Annotated in this window: 15 protein-coding genes; 13 read left to right on the forward strand and 2 right to left on the reverse strand. The window is 68.8% G+C overall.

Annotation, left to right across the window (positions count from 1 at the left end; genetic code table 11):
• The first annotated feature begins 228 nt into the window (after nucleotides 1-228).
• Nucleotides 229-2,229, forward strand: a complete 2,001-nt coding sequence (rpoD, locus tag ACT54R_RS16010; RefSeq protein ID WP_168458885.1) for an RNA polymerase sigma factor RpoD — start codon at nucleotides 229-231, stop codon at nucleotides 2,227-2,229.
• A gap of 58 nt (nucleotides 2,230-2,287) precedes the next feature.
• On the opposite strand, the gene ACT54R_RS16015 is transcribed toward rpoD, so the two are convergent.
• Nucleotides 2,288-2,560 (reverse strand): DUF2798 domain-containing protein, encoded by a 273-nt coding sequence (locus ACT54R_RS16015; protein WP_168458886.1) that lies wholly within the window; start codon nucleotides 2,558-2,560, stop codon nucleotides 2,288-2,290.
• A 299-nt stretch (nucleotides 2,561-2,859) separates the two neighbouring features.
• On the opposite strand from ACT54R_RS16015, the gene ACT54R_RS16020 reads away from it, so the two are divergent.
• The 12 genes from ACT54R_RS16020 to ACT54R_RS16075 all read left to right on the forward strand — a co-directional run bounded on the left by ACT54R_RS16020 (nucleotide 2,860) and on the right by ACT54R_RS16075 (nucleotide 14,948).
• Complete coding sequence (locus ACT54R_RS16020) at nucleotides 2,860-3,423, forward strand: type 1 glutamine amidotransferase domain-containing protein (protein ID WP_476327870.1); 564 nt, start codon at nucleotides 2,860-2,862, stop codon at nucleotides 3,421-3,423.
• Between the two features lie 133 nt (nucleotides 3,424-3,556).
• Nucleotides 3,557-4,030, forward strand: coding sequence for a DUF2948 family protein (locus ACT54R_RS16025; protein ID WP_168458888.1), 474 nt, complete (start codon nucleotides 3,557-3,559; stop codon nucleotides 4,028-4,030).
• Nucleotides 4,031-4,285: 255 nt separating this feature from the next.
• Nucleotides 4,286-5,803, forward strand: coding sequence for a putative bifunctional diguanylate cyclase/phosphodiesterase (locus ACT54R_RS16030; RefSeq protein WP_476327873.1), 1,518 nt, complete (start codon nucleotides 4,286-4,288; stop codon nucleotides 5,801-5,803).
• Nucleotides 5,804-5,910: 107 nt separating this feature from the next.
• Nucleotides 5,911-7,203: a histidinol dehydrogenase gene (hisD, locus tag ACT54R_RS16035; RefSeq protein ID WP_476327875.1), complete on the forward strand. Its 1,293-nt coding sequence runs from the start codon at nucleotides 5,911-5,913 to the stop codon at nucleotides 7,201-7,203.
• A gap of 12 nt (nucleotides 7,204-7,215) precedes the next feature.
• Nucleotides 7,216-7,713: a UPF0262 family protein gene (locus ACT54R_RS16040; protein ID WP_168458891.1), complete on the forward strand. Its 498-nt coding sequence runs from the start codon at nucleotides 7,216-7,218 to the stop codon at nucleotides 7,711-7,713.
• 6 nt (nucleotides 7,714-7,719) lie between these two features.
• Nucleotides 7,720-8,181, forward strand: coding sequence for an arsenate reductase ArsC (locus ACT54R_RS16045; protein WP_168458892.1), 462 nt, complete (start codon nucleotides 7,720-7,722; stop codon nucleotides 8,179-8,181).
• A gap of 351 nt (nucleotides 8,182-8,532) precedes the next feature.
• Nucleotides 8,533-9,705 carry an ABC transporter substrate-binding protein gene (locus ACT54R_RS16050; protein WP_476327877.1) on the forward strand — a complete coding sequence of 391 codons (1,173 nt, stop codon included), beginning with the start codon at nucleotides 8,533-8,535 and terminating at the stop codon, nucleotides 9,703-9,705.
• A gap of 404 nt (nucleotides 9,706-10,109) precedes the next feature.
• A complete protein-coding gene (locus ACT54R_RS16055; RefSeq protein ID WP_476329203.1) occupies nucleotides 10,110-11,030 on the forward strand; it encodes a branched-chain amino acid ABC transporter permease in 921 nt (306 codons plus the stop codon).
• Nucleotides 11,027-11,944, forward strand: a complete 918-nt coding sequence (locus ACT54R_RS16060) for a branched-chain amino acid ABC transporter permease (RefSeq protein WP_476327879.1) — start codon at nucleotides 11,027-11,029, stop codon at nucleotides 11,942-11,944. The genes ACT54R_RS16055 and ACT54R_RS16060 overlap by 4 nt, the downstream gene beginning before the upstream one ends.
• Nucleotides 11,937-12,686, forward strand: coding sequence for an ABC transporter ATP-binding protein (locus ACT54R_RS16065; protein ID WP_476327881.1), 750 nt, complete (start codon nucleotides 11,937-11,939; stop codon nucleotides 12,684-12,686). The genes ACT54R_RS16060 and ACT54R_RS16065 overlap by 8 nt, the downstream gene beginning before the upstream one ends.
• The gene (locus ACT54R_RS16070) at nucleotides 12,683-13,396 is read left to right on the forward strand and encodes an ABC transporter ATP-binding protein (RefSeq protein WP_476327883.1); all 714 of its coding nucleotides are present in this window, start codon (nucleotides 12,683-12,685) and stop codon (nucleotides 13,394-13,396) included. Before ACT54R_RS16065 ends, ACT54R_RS16070 begins: the two co-directional genes overlap by 4 nt.
• A gap of 70 nt (nucleotides 13,397-13,466) precedes the next feature.
• Nucleotides 13,467-14,948: an alpha/beta fold hydrolase gene (locus ACT54R_RS16075; RefSeq protein WP_168458897.1), complete on the forward strand. Its 1,482-nt coding sequence runs from the start codon at nucleotides 13,467-13,469 to the stop codon at nucleotides 14,946-14,948.
• Nucleotides 14,949-15,137: 189 nt separating this feature from the next.
• Here ACT54R_RS16075 and ACT54R_RS16080 read toward each other — a convergent pair whose 3' ends face one another.
• Entirely contained in the window at nucleotides 15,138-16,172 is a 1,035-nt protein-coding gene (locus tag ACT54R_RS16080) for an AI-2E family transporter (RefSeq protein WP_476327885.1), read from the reverse strand.
• Nucleotides 16,173-16,197: the final 25 nt, after the last annotated feature.

Below are 16,197 nucleotides of genomic sequence, written 5' to 3' on the forward strand. Positions count from 1 at the left end.
AGAGCCTCTGGCATGGCCCGCGTGGCGGGTGCATGCGGAACGCTCCGGCCCACGGGACGGAAGGCAGCCTGCCGCCGACGACCATAGGGGTTGGAAGCGCGTTCAGGCTGGTTTAACGGGATGGCGTCAAAAAGGCCGCTCCCGGGTTCAAGGGCAAAAGGTGGCGAGGCCGAGGAGCCGCGCCGCCGTTCTGCTGTTGGAAATCGGCGGGATCAGCAGGAGAAGTCGATGGCGAAGCAATCTTCCGAAGCCACAGAGGCCCCGGAAAAGGAGACCGACGCCCCCGACGGGCCGTTGCTCGACCTGTCCGACGCCGCTGTGCGGAAGATGATCAAGAACGCCAAGCGGCGCGGGTACGTGACCTACGAGCAGCTCAACGAGGTGATGCCTTCCGAGGAAGTCACCTCCGAGCAGATCGAGGACACCCTCGCGATGCTCAACGACATGGGCATCAACGTCATCGAGGCCGAGGAAGCCGAGGCCGAAGAGGGCGCCGAGGAAACCGAGACGCCGGACGAGCCGGAAGAGGCCGAAGGCGGCGAGCTGACGGAGGCCGCCCCGCGCGCCGTCGCCCGCGCCGAGACCAAGTCCGAGCCCGCCGAGCGGACCGACGACCCGGTGCGCATGTACCTGCGCGAGATGGGCTCGGTGGAGCTGCTCTCCCGCGAGGGCGAAATTGCCATCGCCAAGCGCATCGAGGCGGGCCGCGAGGCCATGATCGCCGGCCTGTGCGAGAGCCCCCTCACCTTCCAGGCCATCATCATCTGGCGCGACGAGCTGACCGAAGGCCGCGTGCTGCTGCGCGACATCATCGATCTCGAAGCGACTTACGCCGGCCCCGAAGGCAAGAACCCGCCCGCCGCCCTCGGCGAGGAGGCGGCGCTCGCCCCCGAGGCGGGCGAGGACGGCCTGCTCGGCGACGGCGCCGGCCCCGAGGGCGAAGAGGACGACATGGAGAATTCCATGTCCCTCGCCGCCATGGAGGCGGAGATCAAGCCGAAGGTGGTGGAGACCTTCGACCGCATCCATTCCAGCTACACCAAGCTGCGCCGGCTGCAGGACCAGAACGTCGAGTCCAAGCTCAAGAACGAGACCCTCTCGCCCGCGCAGGAGCGCAAGGCGAAGAAGCTCAAGGAAGAGCTGGTCGGCGACGTGAAGAGCCTGTCGCTCAACCAGGCGCGCATCGACGCGCTGGTGGAGCAGCTCTACGAGATCAACAAGCGCCTCGTGGGCTACGAGGGCCGCCTGCTGCGTCTCGCCGACAGCTACGGCGTCTCCCGCGACGACTTCCTGAAGAACTACATGGGCGCGGAGCTGGACCCGAAATGGGTGCTGCGCGTCTCCAAGCTCGGCACCAAGGGCTGGAAGGGCTTCGTCGCCCACGAGAAGGACACCATCCACGAACTGCGCGGCGACATCCACGCGCTGGCCACCGAGACGGGGCTGGAGATCGCCGAGTTCCGCAAGATCGTGCAGATGGTGCAGAAGGGCGAGAAGGAAGCCCGCCAGGCGAAGAAGGAAATGGTGGAGGCGAACCTGCGCCTCGTCATCTCCATCGCCAAGAAGTACACCAACCGCGGCCTGCAGTTCCTGGACCTCATCCAGGAGGGTAACATCGGCCTGATGAAGGCGGTGGACAAGTTCGAGTACCGCCGCGGCTACAAGTTCTCCACCTACGCCACGTGGTGGATCCGGCAGGCCATCACCCGCTCGATCGCCGACCAGGCGCGGACCATCCGCATCCCGGTCCACATGATCGAGACGATCAACAAGATCGTCCGCACCTCGCGGCAGATGCTGCACGAGATCGGCCGCGAGCCCACCCCCGAGGAGCTGGCCGAGAAGCTCGGCATGCCCCTCGAGAAGGTGCGCAAGGTGCTGAAGATCGCCAAGGAGCCCATCTCCCTCGAAACGCCCATCGGCGACGAGGAGGATTCGCACCTCGGAGACTTCATCGAGGACAAGAACGCCATCCTGCCCATCGACGCCGCGATCCAGAGCAATCTGCGCGAGACGACGACCCGGGTTCTGGCCTCCCTCACCCCCCGCGAGGAGCGCGTGCTGCGCATGCGCTTCGGCATCGGCATGAACACGGACCACACGCTGGAGGAAGTCGGCCAGCAGTTCTCCGTGACGCGCGAGCGTATCCGCCAGATCGAGGCGAAGGCGCTGCGCAAGCTCAAGCACCCGAGCCGGTCGCGCAAGCTGCGCTCCTTCCTCGACAACTGAGCGGCGCTCATTCCCAACGAACAGACGGCAGGCCTCGGCCTGCCGTTTTCGTTTGGGCCTACCGCGCCGGCGCCTCCACCAGGAGCCCGACGATGCGCCGGACCACGGGCAGGACGAGCAGCAGGGTGGGGAACGCCACGAGCCAGGAGAGGCCCCACGCCACCGGCCAAGTGGCGAGGAAGTCCGGGCCGAAGCCGAGGCTGCGCCCGGTGGCGATGGCGGAGACCACGAAGGTCATCAGCACCGACAGCACCAGCGGCATGACGAAGCCGGCATAGCGCGCCGGCAGCTTGCGGAGAAATTTGCAGGAAGCAGGTTTTGAAGAGGCCATCGGGCCATCCTTCTTCGGATGGTCCCGGAGGTCCGGATCGCAACGCGCATCCGACCGGCCGGGACCGGGGTTGGATGCGTTGCCTGACGTCGGACGCTTACGGCGCAGCAGAAGCCGCACAGGCGGATAAAGCGCCGAACGGCCCGTGCCGTCAAGGGCGTGAAGGGCACCGCAGGCCGCAACCCGGAACGATCCCCCTCTCCCGTCATTGTCCCTGTAGCCGGCCCGCACGCAGCGCGCCGGAATCGCGGGCATGGGCCATGGGCCGCCCGCACCGATCACACATCATGGAGGCTCACATGCCCGGTCCTCTGGACGGCAAGCGCATTCTCATCCTCGCCACCAACGGCTTCGAGCAGTCCGAGCTGGAGGTGCCCCGCGACCGGCTCAAGGAGGCCGGCGCGCAGGTTCACGTCGTTTCGCCCGAGCGCGGCGAAATCAAGGGCTGGGACAAGAAGGACTGGGGCCGCGCGGTGCCCGTGGACAAGACCCTCGCCGAGGTGCGGGAGAGCGACTACGACGCCATCGTCCTGCCCGGCGGCCAGATCAATCCGGACCTGCTGCGGGTGGACCCGGCGGCCATCGGCCTCATCAAGTCCTTCTACGATGCCGGCAAGACGGTGGCCGCCATCTGCCACGCCCCGTGGCTGCTGGTGGAGGCGGGCCTGGTCAAGGGCAAGCGCATGACCTCCTACAAATCCATCCGCACGGACGTGGAGAATGCCGGCGCGCGCTGGGAGGATGCCTCCGTCGTCACCGACAATGGCCTCATCACCTCCCGCAACCCCGGCGATCTTGAAGATTTCAGCCGCAAGATCATCGAGGAAGTGCGCGAAGGCAGGCACGACCGCCGCGCGGCGTAGGCGCTGGCGCCGGCCGCGGCTCGAAACGCGGCCGGCGCACAACCGCCCTGCGCGTGCGCCCCTTGCGGCAGACGGGTGGCGTCGCTATCTGCGGTTCACGCCCCAAAGAGGCTGCCCAAGAGGCTGCGTTGCCATGGAAAACCTGAAACTCATCGCCCTCGACGAGGAAGACCTCGCCATTTTCTCCGCCCATCTTCAGGATGCGGTGGTGAAGACGGTGGACATGGGTTTCCTGCCCCGGCTCCAGCGCTTTGCCCTAGTGCTGAACCGCTTCGACTGGGACCAGAAGGTGCTCGCCAACGAGACGGTGCGGCGCCGCACCGGCCTGCATTTCGAGCGGGTGCGGGACGTGAAGTGCCGCGGCATGGAAGAGGCCCGGCGCACCGGCGTGCTCAATCTCCTCGCCGTCACCTTCATGGCCGGCGATGCGCCCTCGGGCTTCGTCTACCTCACCTTCTCCGGCGGTGCCGAAGTGCGGCTCGAAGTGGAGTGCATCGAGGCCGGCCTCAGGGATCTCGGTCCCGCCTGGGGCTGCACCCATGCGCCCAAGCATCCCGAGGTCGCCACACCTGCGGCCGGCGTCGGCGGTAGCACGGGACAGGGTTGAGCAGCGGTATTCCCCGCCTCCCGACACTGGAAGACGCAGGTGATCCGGCGACGGATCTCCGCCGTAAGCTGTTAAACAAGCAGCTGATGAGGCTTGCGAATTGCGACGCCAAGGCTAAGCTTGCTGAGACCTGCCCGCCGCGTGATGGAGTTCGGCTCCTGGCCTTCGATGGCAGGCCGGATACTGGCAGAGGATCGCATTCGCAGAACCATGTCCCCCCTGCCTCCAGACTCTCCATCCCGTCGTCGTTGGTTTTTGATCTACGGCAGCATCCTTCTCGCATCGATCGCGGCCTATCTTGTCCTCCTGCGCGCGCACCTCGTCCATTCCCTGTTCACCATGGGCGAGGCGCACGAAGAGTGGCATCTGGATGCGGTTTTCGCTGGCTGGACCGTGGCGACCCTCGCGCTCATCGCAATCCTGATCATTCGCGAGCACCAGTTGCGCCGGCTGGTGCTCCAGCAGCGGGAAACGCAGAAGCAGGCCGATGACGCCTCCGCGTTCGACAGCCTCACCGGCATCGCCAACCGCATTCAGTTCGAAGCGGATTTCAGCCGCGAGCTGAAGGACGCCCATGCCGGGGGCACGCGCCTCGCCCTCCTCGTGGTCGATGTGGACCTGCTGCGTTCGGTCAACGAGGCACACGGGCATGGTGCCGGCGATGATGTCCTGCGCCAGCTGGCGACGCGCCTCGTCTCGGTGCCCCACCGCAGCGGCATGGTCGCGCGCTTGGGCAGCGGCGAGTTTGCCGTCCTCTTTCCCATGGGCGCGGACGAGACCGACGAGTTGTTCCGCCTCGCAAGCCGCATCCTGTCGCGCCTGCGCGAGCCGTTCGATTGCAACGGCGCGCGTGTCGACATCACGGCGAGCATCGGCATCAGCAAATACCCGCGCGACGGGTCGTCGGTGACGGTGCTGCTGCAGGCGGCGGAGAAGGCCCTGCGGCAGGCCAAGGCTGCGGGCAAGGATTGCTACGCGCTCTATGATTCAAGCCTCGATGCCCGCGGCCGCGAGCGCCGGCTTCTGGAGATGGATTTCCGCCGCGCGCTGGAGACCGGCGAGATCGTGGCGCAATACCAGCCGGTGGTCGACCTGAAGAGCGGCGAGACGGTGGGGTGCGAGGCGCTGGCCCGCTGGCAGCACCCCAAGCGCGGCCTTCTCTCCCCCGCCGAGTTCATTCCCATCGCCGAGGACGAAGGCCTGATCGACCCTTTGTTCACCGCAATGCTCCGCCGGGTGGGGGAGGATATCGCGGCGTGCGGCACCGCCTTGCCGGTGGCGGTCAACCTCTCACCCGTCCAGCTCGTGGACCCGCACCTGCCGCGGCGCATCCTCGATCTGCTGAAGCAGCTGAACATACCTCCGGAGCAGATCGAACTCGAAATCACCGAGACGGGCCTGCTCCTGGACTTCCAGACCGCGCGCCGCTCGCTGGCCGCCCTCAAGGCCGCGGGGGTACGCATTTCCCTCGACGATTTCGGCACCGGCTTTTCCAGCCTGCGCCACCTCAACGAGCTGCCGATCGACAAGATCAAGATCGACCGCTCCTTCACGCGACGCATCGCCACAGAGGCGCAGAGCTGCAAGATCATCGCCGCCATCATCAGCCTCGGGCGCACGCTGGGCCTGATCACCGTCGCCGAGGGCGTGGAGACCGAGGCGGAGGCCGATTTCCTGCGCGGGCAGGGCTGCCAGCTCGGGCAGGGCTATCTGTTTTCCCGTCCGCTCTGGCCGAAGGATGCCTTCGCCACCGCGAGCCCCGCCCCGCACTGACGCCGACGCCGCGCGGATGGGCTCTTCGGCGCGGCACGGTTGCGCCGCCGGGCCTGCCGCACCGCTTGGGGCTTCCCTCGCGCGCGAACCTGCTCTAGCAAGGCGGCATGCCGATCCGCCTGACCATCAGCCAGCCTGATTTCCCCGAGCGTTTCATCGATTTCCTCGGCTCCAAGCGCGAGGCGTCCGTGGACGTGCAGGACAAGGTGTCCGCCATCATCGCCGACGTCCGCGCCCGCGGCGACCGGGCGCTGGTGGACCTCTCGCGCACCTTCGACCGGGTGGACCTCGACGCCCTCGGCATCAGGGTGAGCGACGCCGAGCTGGACGCGGCCCTCGCCTCCATCCCCGAAGAGACCCGCGCGGCGCTGGACTTCGCCAAGGCGCGCATCGAGGCGCACCACGCCCGCCAGAAGCCGGCGGACGAGACCTATGTGGACGCGGCCGGCGTCACCCTCGGCCATCGCTGGACCAGCGTGGATGCAGTCGGCCTCTACGTGCCCGGCGGCACCGCGGCCTATCCCTCCTCCGTGCTGATGAATGCGGTGCCCGCGCAGGTGGCCGGCGTGCCGCGCATCGTCATGGTGGTGCCCGCGCCCGACGGCGTGATCGCGCCTCTGGTGCTCGCGGCCGCGCGCCTTGCGGGCGTGCATGAGGTCTATCGCGTGGGCGGGGCGCAGGCGGTGGCCGCGCTGGCCTATGGCACGGAAACCATCCGCCCGGTGGACAAGATCGTCGGCCCGGGCAACGCCTTCGTCGCGGCGGCCAAGCGCCAGGTGTTCGGCAAGGTCGGCATCGACATGGTGGCCGGCCCCTCCGAGGTGCTGATCCTCGCCGATGGCGATGCGAGCGCGGACTTCATCGCCGCCGACCTCCTCGCCCAGGCGGAGCACGACACCGCCGCCCAGTCCATCCTCATCACCTCCTCGCCGGAGCTGGCGGATCGGGTGGAAAAGGCGGTGGAGGGCATGCTCGCCACCCTGCCGCGCGCGGAGATCGCCTCCGCCTCCTGGCGCGACCACGGCGCCATCTTCCTGGTGAACAGCCTCGCCGACGCCATCCCGCTGGTGGACCGCATCGCCCCCGAGCATCTGGAGATCCACGCGGCGGATGCCGACGCGCTCGCCGCGAAGGTGCGGCACGCGGGTGCCATCTTCATCGGCGCCTGGACCCCGGAGGCCATCGGCGACTATGTGGGCGGCACCAACCACGTGCTCCCCACCGCCCGCTCGGCCCGCTTCTCCTCCGGCCTCGGCGTGCTGGACTTCATGAAGCGCACGTCCATCCTCAAGCTCGATGCCGACGCGCTGGAAAAGCTCGGGCCGGCCGCCGTGCGCCTCGCCGCCGTGGAACGGCTGGACGCGCACGGGCGGTCGGTCTCCATCCGCAGCAACAGATGACGGGGGAATAGGATGAGCGACAAGCCGGAGAGGAGCCCCACGGCCCGCCTCTGCGCCGTGACCCTCGACGACGCCTCCATCGGCCACGCCGGCAGCCCGGACATCGAGCACGAGCGCGCCACCGCCATCTGGGACCTCATCGAGGACAACAGCTTCCTGCCCTGCGGCGATCCCGGCGAGGGGCCCTACCAGCTTCTCATCTCGCTCGCCGACAACCGCCTCGTGCTGGACATCAAGCGCGAGAGCGGCGACCAGGTGGTGCAGCACCACCTCTCGCTCACCCCCTTCCGCAAGGTGGTGAAGGACTATTTCCTGATCTGCGAGAGCTATTACAACGCCATCCGCACCGCCTCCCCGAGCCAGATCGAGGCCATCGACATGGGCCGGCGCGGCCTCCACAACGAGGGATCGACGCTGCTGCAGGAACGCCTCGACGGCAAGGTGGTGGTGGATTTCGACACCGCCCGCCGCCTGTTCACGCTCATCTGCGCCCTGCACTGGAAAGGCTGAGCGACGATGGAGCCCCCTGCGGCGCCCCAGCGCTCAGCGCGGCCGCAATCGGTTCTCTTCATGTGCGGACAGAACGTGGTGCGCTCGGTGATGGCGTCCGCGCTCGCCCGGCATTTGTTCGGCAAGTCCATCTATGTGGGCTCGGCCGGCGTGATCGCCGGTGATCCTGACCCCTTCGTCACGGCGGTGATGGAGGAGATCGGCCTCGACGTGAAGAAGCACCGGCCGCAGAGCGTCGAGGACCTCGAGGAATATGAGGGGCTGAACTTCGACCTCGCCATCTCGCTTTCGCCCGATGCCCACCACCGCGCGCTGGAGCTGACCCGCACCAACGCCCTCAAGGTGGAATACTGGCCCACCCCCGACCCTACCGGCGAAGGCGGCAACCGCGAGCAGCGGCTCGACGCCTATCGCGAGGTGCGCGACGAGCTGGAACGGCGGATCAGGGCAAGGTTCCGGCAGGCGTAGGAGACGTGCGGGGCCGTCGCCCGCCCGAGAACCGCCCTCGCGCCCCGGACGCGTGCAGCGCCAGCGGAATGCGAGCCAAATCCAGTTGAAGCACCAGCCGTGCTCCCTCTCCCCTTGCGGGAGAGGGCTGGGGTGAGGGGTGTTTCCCCTTTTGCCTGTGTGGCCGGGGATTGCGGCGCCAGCCCCCTCACCCCCAACCCCTCTCCCGCAAGGGGAGAGGGGAGGCCCGGCGTCCGATCCCGGAGAGCCCCCCACTCCCACATCCCGGCTTGTCTGCCGCGCGCGGCTCTGCAAGGGTGCCGCCACGTCAGACCAACGACGTCAGACCGAACGACTGGGGACTTCACCGCCATGGGTTTCAAGGGACTTCTCGCCTCCACCGCGCTCCTCGGCACCCTCGCATTGTCCGGCGCGGCCGCCGCCGATCCGGTGAAGGTGGGGCTGGTCTCGACCCTTTCCGGGCCGTCCGCCGTGCTCGGCCAGCACATGCGCGACGGCTTCCTGCTGGCGGTGAAGGAGCTTGGCGGCAAGCTCGGCGGGCAGGAGACCGAGGTGGTGGTGGTCGATGACGAGCTGAAGCCCGACATCGCCGTGCAGAAGGTGAAGGGCCTTCTGGAGCGCGACAAGGTGGACTTCGTGGCCGGCGTGGTCTTCTCCAACGTGATGGGCGCGGTGGCCAAGCCCGTGACGGCGAACGAGACCTTCCTCATCTCCGGCAATGCCGGCCCCTCCACCATCGCCGGCGCCGGCTGCAGCCCCTTCTTCTTCTCCGCCTCCTACCAGAACGACCAGAACCACGAGGTTCTCGGCAAGTATGCGCAGGACAAGGGATTCAAGAAGGTGGTGCTGATCGCCCCCAATTATCAGGCGGGCAAGGATTCGCTGGCCGGCTTCAAGCGCTATTACAAGGGCGAGGTGGCGGACGAGATCTACACCCAGCTCGGCCAGCTCGATTTCTCCGCCGAGCTCGCCAAGATCGCCGCCGCCAAGCCCGACGCCGTCTTCACCTTCATGCCCGGCGGCATGGGCGTGAACCTCGTGAAGCAGTACCGGCAGGCGGGCCTCGCCGACACCACGCCCTTCCTCTCCGCCTTCACCGTGGACGAGACGACGCTCCCCGCCACCGGCGAGGCGGCGCTGGGCTTCTTCTCCGGCGCGGCCTGGGCGCCGGACCTCGACACCCCCGCCAACAAGGCCTTCGTCGCCGCCTTCGAGAAGGAATATGGCTACATCCCCGCGCTCTATGCCGCGCAGGGCTATGATGCGGCCAAGCTCATCGACAGCGCCCTGAAGGCCACCAGCGGCAAGACCGCCGACAAGGCCGCCGTGCGCGCGGCGCTGAAGAAGGCCGACTTCCAAAGCGTGCGCGGCAACTTCAAGTTCAACACCAACCAGTTCCCCATCCAGGACTTCTACCTCGTGAAGGTGGGCAAGCGGCCGGACGGGAAGGTGGAGACCATGGTGCAGGAGAAGGTCTTCTCCAACTATGGCGACGCCTATGCGGAAAAGTGCGAGATGAAGTGAGGCCTCGCCTCCCTTCATCTCGCACCCCGGCCGAAGGTTGGTGGGTGCCCGGTTCCCCGGACGCATGCAGCGCCAGCGGAATGCGAGCCGGGGTCCAGCGCAAAGGTTCGCCGCAGGCGGCGTGACCTGACGCTGCGGGGGCTTTCGCAGGCTTCGCCGGCTTCTCTCCTGGACCCGGGATCAGCGCTGCACCTGCGGTGTCGCTTGTCCGGGGGACCGCCTCCTGATTAATAGCTGTCATGCCCCGGCTCGTCCGGGGCATCCACGCCACCGCTTCTCCGCTGCAAGCCAGCAGGGTCACCTGCCCGGCCGTGCCGTGGATCCCCCGGACAAGCCGGGGGATGACGGTCCTGAAGCGGTGGCGCATCCTCCTTGAGCCGTCCCGGTCCAGCCTCGCCCCGCTCATGACCCTCACCCTCTTCCTCGTCCAGATGCTCAACGGGCTCCAGCTCGGCATCCTGCTGTTCCTCGTGGCGGCGGGGCTGACGCTGGTGTTCGGGGTGATGGACGTCATCAATCTCGCCCACGGCGTGCAATACATGCTGGGCGCCTATCTGATGGTGACGATGACCGCGCTCACCGGCAGCTTCTGGCTGGGCCTGCCGCTGGCGCTCGCCGTCGCGCTGGTGCTGGGGCTGCTGCTGGAGCGCCTCGTCATCCGCCAGCTCTATGGGCGGGATCATCTGGACCAGGTGCTGGCCACATTCGGCATCATCCTGTTCGTGAGCGAGGCGGTGCGCATGGTGTGGGGCTCGGCGCCCCTCGCCATTCCCATGCCGGAGGCGCTGTCGGGCTCGGTGCGGCTGATGGATGGGCTGAACTATCCCGTCTACCGCCTCGTCCTCATCGGCGCGGGGCTCGGCGTGGCGGGGCTGCTCTATGTGCTCGTCACCCGCACCCGCGCGGGCATGCTGCTGCGGGCCGGGGCCACCAACGCGCCCATGGTCTCGGCGCTGGGGGTGGACATCAATGCCCTGTTCGCCCGCATCTTCGCCTTCGGCGCCATGCTCGCCGCTTTCGCCGGGGCCATGGCGGGGCCGATCCTCTCGGTGGAGCCGGGCATGGGGGACAATCTCCTCATCCTCGCCTTCGTGGTCATCGTCATCGGCGGCATCGGCTCCATGCGCGGGGCGTTCGTGGCGGCGCTGCTGGTTGGGCTCATCGACACGCTCGGCCGCTCCTTCCTCACTGATATCCTCAAGCTCGTCCTGTCCGCCTCTGCCGCCAGCGCGGCTGGGCCGGCGCTCGCCTCCATGAGCGTCTATGTGCTGATGGCGGCCATCCTCTTCTTCCGCCCGCGCGGCCTCTTCCCGGCGCCGGCATGACGCGCGCCCTCCTCGCCCTCGCATTGTTCGCGGCCCTCGCCGCCGTGCCGGCCTTCGCCGATACCGCGATGCTGACGCTGGTGGCGCGCGCCATGATCTTCGCGCTCGCCGCCACCAGCCTCGGCTTCATCCTCGGGCAGGGCGGGCTCGTCTCGTTCGGCCATGCGGCGACCATGGGCATCGGCGCCTATGCGGTCGGCATATTGATGGAGGAGGGCGTGCGCGACGCCCTCGTCGCCTTCCCCATGGCCATGGCGGCGGCGGGGCTGTTCGCGCTCGTCACCGGGGCGATCTCGCTGCGCACGCGTGGCGTCTATTTCATCATGATTACGCTGGCCTTCGGGCAGATGGCTTTCTTCGTCACCCAGAGCCTCTCGGCCTATGGCGGCGACGATGGCCTGACTTTGGCCGCCCGCTCCACCGTGGCGGGGGCGCGCTGGCTGAAGGACCCGAAGACCTTCCATTACGTGGTGCTGGGCCTCCTCGCGCTCACCGTGCTCGTTTCGACTGTGCTGGCGCGCTCCCCCTTCGGCCGGGTGCTGGCGGCAGGGCGGGACAATGAGCGGCGGCTGCGCGCGCTGGGGGTGGACCCCTATGCCTATCGGCTCGTCGCCTATGTCATCGCCGGCGCTTTCGCCGGGCTCGCGGGGGCGCTCTACGCCAATCTCACCGAGTTCGTGAGCCCCGCCTATCTCTCCTGGCACCGCTCGGCGGAATTCATCGTCATGGTGGTGGCGGGCGGGCCTTTGAGCGCCCTCGGCCCGGCGCTTGGCGCGCTGGGCGTGGTGCTGCTGGAGGATGGGCTCGCCCACCTCACCGAACACTGGCGCATCATCTTCGGCCCGCTCCTCGTGCTGCTGGTGCTGGCGCGGGGCGGGCTCAAAACCCTGCTCGGGGGGCGGCGCGATGGCTGAGCCGCTGCTCCACATCGCCGGCCTCGCCAAGGCCTATGGCGCGCTCCATGTGACGGCCGGGGTGGACCTCGCGGTCCTGCCCGGCGAGATCCACGCCCTCATCGGCCCCAACGGCGCCGGCAAGACCACCCTCGTCGGCCAGATCGCCGGGGAGGTGATGCCCGATGCCGGCACCATCCGCTTCGACGGCGCGGACATCACCCGCCTGCCCGTCCATCGCCGCGCCCGGCTCGGACTTGCTCGGGCGTTCCAGATCACCTCCATCTTCCCCCGCTTCACCGCGCTGGAGCACGCGGCCCTCGCCGTGATGGCGGCGCGCGGGCGCACCTTCCGCCTGCTGCGTCCCGCCGCCTCCGATCGCGCCGCGCGGGAGGAGGCAGCCGGGCTGCTCGATGAAGTGGGCCTCGCCGCCCGCGCCGAGGTGGCGGCATCCGCCCTCAGCCATGGCGAGAAGCGGGCGCTGGAGCTGGCCATGGCCCTCGCCGCCCGCCCGCGCCTGATGCTGCTGGACGAGCCCATGGCCGGCACGGGGCCAGCCGAATCCGCCGCCATGGTGGCGCTGCTCACCCGCCTCAAGGGCCGCTGCGCCATCCTGCTGGTGGAGCACGACATGGATGCGGTGTTCCGCCTCGCTGACCGCATCAGCGTGCTCGTCGCCGGGCGCATCATCGCCTGCGGCACGCCGGACGCTGTGCGCGCCGACGCCGCCGTCCGCGCCGCCTATCTCGGAGACGGCGCATGACCGCGCCGCTGCTCACCATCACCGGCCTCACCGCCGGCTATGGCGGCACGCCGGCTCTGTTCGGCGTGGACCTCACGGTGCCGCTGAGCGGCGCGCTGGCGCTGGTGGGGCGCAACGGCATGGGCAAGACCACCACCATCCGCGCCCTCATGGGGCTGCTTCCGCCCACCGGCGGCACGCTCACCTTCGACGGCGTGTCCCTGCGCGGGCTGAAGCCGCACAGGATCGCCCGCCTCGGCCTCGGCCTCGTGCCCGAGGGGCGGCAGATCTTCCCCACGCTCACGGTGGAGGAAAACCTCGTCGCCACCGCCGCCCCCGGCCGCTCCGGCCTGCCGCCGTGGACGCTGGAGCGCGCCTACGCCCTCTTCCCGCGCCTCGCCGAGCGGCGGCGCAACTACGGCAACCGCCTTTCCGGCGGCGAGCAGCAGATGCTCGCCATCGGCCGCGCGCTGATGACCAATCCGCGCCTGCTCATTCTGGATGAAGCCACCGAAGGCCTCGCCCCGCTCATCCGCGCGGAGATCTGGTCGGTGCTCTCCGTGCTGAAGGGCGAGGGCCTGTCGCTCATCGTCATCGACAAGCACGTCCCGGCGCTGGCGCAGGTGTGCGACCGGGTGGCGGTGATGGAAAAGGGGCGCGTGGTGCATTCCGGCCCGGCCGCGGACTTCGCGGGCGACGCGGCGCTGGTGGGCCGCTATCTCGGCGTCTGAAGGACGCCTGTTCCCCGGCGCCTGCGGCCTGTAGGGTCGCCGGGCCTGCGGCAAATGGGGGACGGAGCGGATGGGGGCATTCGGGCTGATGTGGCGGGGCGCGAAGCGCACGGCGAAGATTGTCGCGCTGCTCGTCTTCGCCGTGGTCGCCACGATCTTCGTGGTGCGGGCGGTGGATTCCCAGCGCGGCCCGCCGCTCGATGCCTGGCACACCTACCATCCGCCGGAGATGAGCCGCAGCGTCATGGCCACCGCGAACCTCGCCGCCTACATGGCCGCCGAGGACAAGGCCTTCGCCGGCGTGAAGGCCAACGTGACCGACAAGGTGGACCCGGAGGACCGCGTCCGCTTCAACCGCTATTTCGCCGCGAGCCCCATCTACCCGCCCCGCTTCGCGCAGGACTTCAACCGCACCTACGTGCTCCAGCCCAAGGGGGAGCCGGCGGGGGCGGCGGTGTTCCTGCACGGGCTCACGGATTCGCCCTACAGCCACCGCCATCTGGCGCAGCTTTACGCGGACCATGGCTTCATCGCCATCGTGCTACGCCTGCCCGGCCACGGCACGGTGCCGGGATCGCTGACTGAGATCGACCACGAGGATTGGATCGCCGCCACGCGCCTCGCCATGCGGGAGGCCCGCGCGCGGGTGGGGGCGGGCAAGCCGGTGCATATCGTCGGCTATTCCAACGGCGGCGCGCTGGCGCTGATGCACGCGCTCGACGCGCTGGACGACCCCGCCCTCGTGCGGCCGGACCGCATCGTGCTGATGTCGCCCATGGTCGGGGTGACCGAATTTGCCCGCTTCGCCGGCCTCGCCGGCCTGCCGGCCATCTTCCCGGCCTTCGCCAAGGCCGCGTGGCTGAACATCGTGCCCGAGTTCAACCCCTTCAAGTACAATTCATTCCCGGTCCATGCCGCGCGCCAGTCCTTCCTGCTCACGCAGGCGCTGCAGGCGAACATCGAGCGCCACGCCCGCTCCGGCCGCCTCACCGGCCTCGCGCCGGTGCTCACCTTCCAGTCGGTGCTGGACCACACGGTGAGCGCACGGGCGGTGATCGAGCAGTTGCACGCGCGGCTGGACGACAATGGCAGCGAGCTGGTGCTCATCGACATCAACCGGTCGGGCCAGTTCGAGGACCTGCTGACGCGCCAGTCCGACACCGCCATTACCTCTTTGCTGCCGCCGGCCCCCCGCCGCTTCCGCACCGCCGTCATCGGCAATTCGGCGCCCGGCTCGGCGGCGACCGTGGTGCGCGAGACCGCGGCCGGGGCCACCGAGGAAACGGTGCGGCCGCTCACCGCCATCTATCCGGACGATGTCTATTCCCTCTCCCACGTGGCGGTGCCCTTCCCCCTGACGGACGGGCTCTACGGGCTCGCGCCCGACCCGGCGGAAAAGTTCGGCATCCGCCTCGGCGACATCGCGGCGCGCGGGGAATATGGGGCGCTGGTGGTGGGCGTGGACATGCTGGTGCGCATGTCCTCCAATCCCTTCTTTCCGTATGTGGAGGAACGCGTCGCCGCGGGCCTGCCGCCGGCAAGTGGGAATTAGGGGACAGATCGGCCCTTGCGCCGCCCCGTCCGCGAACACCGTCATGCCCCGGCTTGTCCGGGGCATCCACTTCACCGCCGTGGCGGTGCCCGGAATCCCAAAGAGCCGCCGGGCGGAGGGGTGGATCCCCCGGACGCGCCGGGGGATGACAGAGAACAGCGGCTGCGCGTCATGCCCGAAGGCATGCGTTCACGACGCGGCCTTCTCCCCCTCCTCCGTCGCCACCCGGCCGGAGAACAGCTCCGCCACGAAGCGCGTGTCCGGGTGGTGGGCGCACAGGGTGAGCGCGGCGATCAGGATCGGCACTCCGATGAAGGCGCCCGCGATGCCCCACAGAAAGGCGAAGAAGAACACCGCCAGCAGCACCAGCACCGGCGACACCGCCAGCGCCTTGCCGGCGAGGCGCGGCTCCAGATAGCTGCCCGACAGGAACTGGATGATGTTGAGGCTCACGAACACGAACACCGCCATCTCCCAGCTCTCGAACTGGGCGAGGGCGAAGAGCGTGGGCAGCAGCGTCGCCACGAACGGGCCGATGAAGGGGATGTAGTTCAGCGCGAAGGCGATTGCGCCCCAGGCGAGGGCCAGCTCCAGCCCGGCGGTGAGGGTGAAGGCCCACACCACCGCGCCGGTGGCGATGCTCATGAGCGTGCGCACCGCCATGTAGGTCTGCATCTTGCGGGCGATGTCGGCGAGCGCGGGGGCGAGGAAGGGCGCCCGGCCGGAGCGGGAGAGCCGCTTGACCTGGCTCTTCATCGCCTCCACTTCCAGCAGGCCCAGCAGCACGTAGATGAAGGTGAAGACAAGGAAGCTCGCCATGCCCTGCAGGCGGCCGGAGAGATCCTGGAAGACGCGCAGCAGCCAGCGCACGTCGAAATGCTCGGCCCACAGGCCGGCGAGCACGAAGCCATGGCCCTCCAGCCACACCGCCGCCTCGCCATAGAGGCGCTGGAAGCGGGAGGCGTTCTGGAACACCCAGGTCGCCACATGGCTGAAGCCCCACACCACCACCGAGGACACCGCCCCCACCACCGCCAGCGTGATGAGGAGCGTGCCGAGCACGGCCACCATCTTCGGCAGCTTCGCCTCCAGCCGCGCCAGCAGCGGATGCACCACGGCGATGACGAACAGGGCGAACACCACGGGCGCCAGCAGCGCGTCCGTCACGTAGAGCGCCGCGAACACGACCACCGCCGCCGCCAGCCCCACCAATCCCCGCATCATTCCGCCTCCGGTTTCCCTGTGGCGA

The sequence above is a fragment of the Xanthobacter sp. DMC47 genome (genome assembly GCF_056313845.1).

Bases quoted from the DNA above. Each gene is read 5' to 3' on its own strand.
- ACT54R_RS16065 (WP_476327881.1), top strand. From the start codon at position 11,937: ATGGCTGAGCCGCTGCTCCACATCGCCGGCCTCGCCAAGGCCTATGGC.
- ACT54R_RS16070 (WP_476327883.1), top strand. From the start codon at position 12,683: ATGACCGCGCCGCTGCTCACCATCACCGGCCTCACCGCCGGCTATGGC.
- ACT54R_RS16040 (WP_168458891.1), top strand. From the start codon at position 7,216: ATGAGCGACAAGCCGGAGAGGAGCCCCACGGCCCGCCTCTGCGCCGTG.
- ACT54R_RS16075 (WP_168458897.1), top strand. From the start codon at position 13,467: ATGGGGGCATTCGGGCTGATGTGGCGGGGCGCGAAGCGCACGGCGAAG.
- hisD (WP_476327875.1), top strand. From the start codon at position 5,911: ATGCCGATCCGCCTGACCATCAGCCAGCCTGATTTCCCCGAGCGTTTC.
- ACT54R_RS16050 (WP_476327877.1), top strand. From the start codon at position 8,533: ATGGGTTTCAAGGGACTTCTCGCCTCCACCGCGCTCCTCGGCACCCTC.
- ACT54R_RS16055 (WP_476329203.1), top strand. From the start codon at position 10,110: ATGACCCTCACCCTCTTCCTCGTCCAGATGCTCAACGGGCTCCAGCTC.
- ACT54R_RS16015 (WP_168458886.1), bottom strand. From the start codon at position 2,560: ATGGCCTCTTCAAAACCTGCTTCCTGCAAATTTCTCCGCAAGCTGCCG.
- rpoD (WP_168458885.1), top strand. From the start codon at position 229: ATGGCGAAGCAATCTTCCGAAGCCACAGAGGCCCCGGAAAAGGAGACC.
- ACT54R_RS16020 (WP_476327870.1), top strand. From the start codon at position 2,860: ATGCCCGGTCCTCTGGACGGCAAGCGCATTCTCATCCTCGCCACCAAC.
- ACT54R_RS16060 (WP_476327879.1), top strand. From the start codon at position 11,027: ATGACGCGCGCCCTCCTCGCCCTCGCATTGTTCGCGGCCCTCGCCGCC.
- ACT54R_RS16080 (WP_476327885.1), bottom strand. From the start codon at position 16,172: ATGATGCGGGGATTGGTGGGGCTGGCGGCGGCGGTGGTCGTGTTCGCG.
- ACT54R_RS16045 (WP_168458892.1), top strand. From the start codon at position 7,720: ATGGAGCCCCCTGCGGCGCCCCAGCGCTCAGCGCGGCCGCAATCGGTT.
- ACT54R_RS16025 (WP_168458888.1), top strand. From the start codon at position 3,557: ATGGAAAACCTGAAACTCATCGCCCTCGACGAGGAAGACCTCGCCATT.